General features: G+C 62.3%; 2 protein-coding genes and 1 pseudogene. All 3 read left to right on the top strand.

The genetic code is table 11. The features are described from left to right. Window positions 1–509 (top strand): annotated as a pseudogene (locus AC1D17_RS28810) (DUF2213 domain-containing protein); the annotation flags it as partial. Beyond that, window positions 509–973 carry a structural cement protein Gp24 gene (locus tag AC1D17_RS28805; RefSeq protein ID WP_477568613.1) on the top strand — a complete coding sequence of 155 codons (465 nt, stop codon included), beginning with the start codon at window positions 509–511 and terminating at the stop codon, window positions 971–973. The pseudogene AC1D17_RS28810 and the gene AC1D17_RS28805, both read left to right, overlap by 1 nt. An 11-nt stretch (window positions 974–984) precedes the next feature. Then, window positions 985–1,892 (top strand): DUF2184 domain-containing protein (locus AC1D17_RS28800; RefSeq protein WP_477568612.1); only part of this gene is annotated, 908 nt, incomplete at its 3' end.

Here is a 1,892-nt window from a genome sequence, read left to right as displayed (position 1 = left end):
CGATCGTCATCACCACGCTGCAGACCCGGCTTGCCGATGCTGTCGCCAAGCTCACCGCCACCGAAACCGCGCACCAGTCGGTTCTGGCCGCCAAGGATGCCGAGATCGGCAAGAAGGACGCCGAACTCGACGCCACTAAGGCCAAGGTTCTGTCCGATGCCGATCTCGACAAGAAGGTTCAGGCCCGCGCCGACCTGATTGCGGTCGCCAAGACCATCGCCAAGGACGTCAAGACCGAAGGTCTCACGGACGCCGGTATTCGCAAGGCTGTCGTCGTCGCCAAGATCGGTGACGCCGCTGTGGCTGGCAAGGCAGACGCCTATATCGACGCCCGCTTTGACCTCCTGGTCGAGGATGCCGCCAAGGGCGCCGCCGATCCGTTCGCAACCGTCGTCAAGGGCGGCCTCAAAGCGCAGGACGGCAACCCCAATGATTCCGACGCCGCCTACCGGCAGATGCTGGCGCGCGACGCCAACGCCTGGATGGGCACTCAGAAGGAGAACGCATAATGGCTTTCCCGACCGTATCCTATTCGCGCGACACGCCGGCCGGTTATCCCGGCATGATCGCCACCACTGAGCCTGGCTGGAACATCTCCGCCATCGTCGAGGCAGGCTCGGGCGATGTCCCGTTCGGCCGCGGTGTGATCTTCGGCACCATTGAAGACACGGTGAAGCTGCCGGCGGCGCTCGGAAAGTTCGCCGGTGTCGCTATCGCCGACCGCACCGTTCCGGCAGCCAATGGTGAGGTGTTCAAGCCCTACGATCAGCTCAGCGTGCGCAAGACCGGCTCCATCTGGGTTATCGCGCTTGTCGCTGTTGCCCAGGGCGACCCGGTCTACATGACGCCGACGGGCACGTTCACCAACGTGTCGAACTCTTCGGCGAACCAACTCATCGAAAATGCCGAATGGGCAAGCGTCACGAGCGGTATCAACCAGCTCGCGCGTCTCCGCCTTGGCGTCACCAAGTAAGGAGAACGAGCATGTTCACCACTGACGCGCCCGCACTGGCGCTGAACTTCCTGCGCACGGCTCAGAACTACATTGAGCCCGTGATTTACAAGCGCGAGTACCCGGACTTTCAATACCGGGAACTCGTACCGGTCGATAACTCGGCGCCCGAGTGGACGACTGCGATCGACTTTTTCTCCATGGGCGATGATGTCGGCGAGGCGAGCGAGTTTTCGGCGGATGGCGACGATATCCCGTTCGTTGACTTCAAGCTCGACAACGGCAACAGCCGTGTCTTCATGGCAGGTATTGGTTATCGCTATAACCTGCAGGAGCTGGGCCACGCTCAGGCCTATGGTATCGCCCTGACGAATGACCGTGCCGACGCAGCAAAGCGCAAGTACGAGCAGTTCGTCGATGGGGTGGCTTTCCTCGGTCGCTCCAAGCTCGGCATGACAGGTCTCCTCAACACGGTATCCGTCACCGCGCTCACCGCGGCGAACGGCGCCGGCGGCACGGCAACCTGGACCACGAAGACGGCCGATGAAATCCTCAAGGACGTCAACGATGTTCTCAGCGTCATCTTCACCGCTTCGAACGGCATCGAGCAGGCCGACACCATTCTCCTCGACCAGGACCGTTATGCGCTGATCGCGACCAAGCGTCTCGACGCCACCATGACCACCACCATTCTGGAGCATATCCAGCGGGCCAACATCTACACAATCCGGACCGGTCGCCCGCTCACGATCCGGGCGGTCTTCGGCCTCGAAAACCTCGGCGCAGGCGGCACGCATCGGATGGTCGCGTACCGCCGGACGCCTGACGTCGTGAAGATGCACATCCCGATGCCCCATCGCTTCCTGCAGGCTGAACGCCGTCTGCTGAAATTCGAGGTGCCGGGTATCTTCCGTCTCGGCGGTGTCGAAATCCGCCGCCC

Source organism: Pararhizobium sp. P1_E7 (assembly GCF_056405855.1).
Note: the sequence above shows the minus strand (reverse complement) of the source record. Positions and strands in the feature narration are given on the sequence as shown.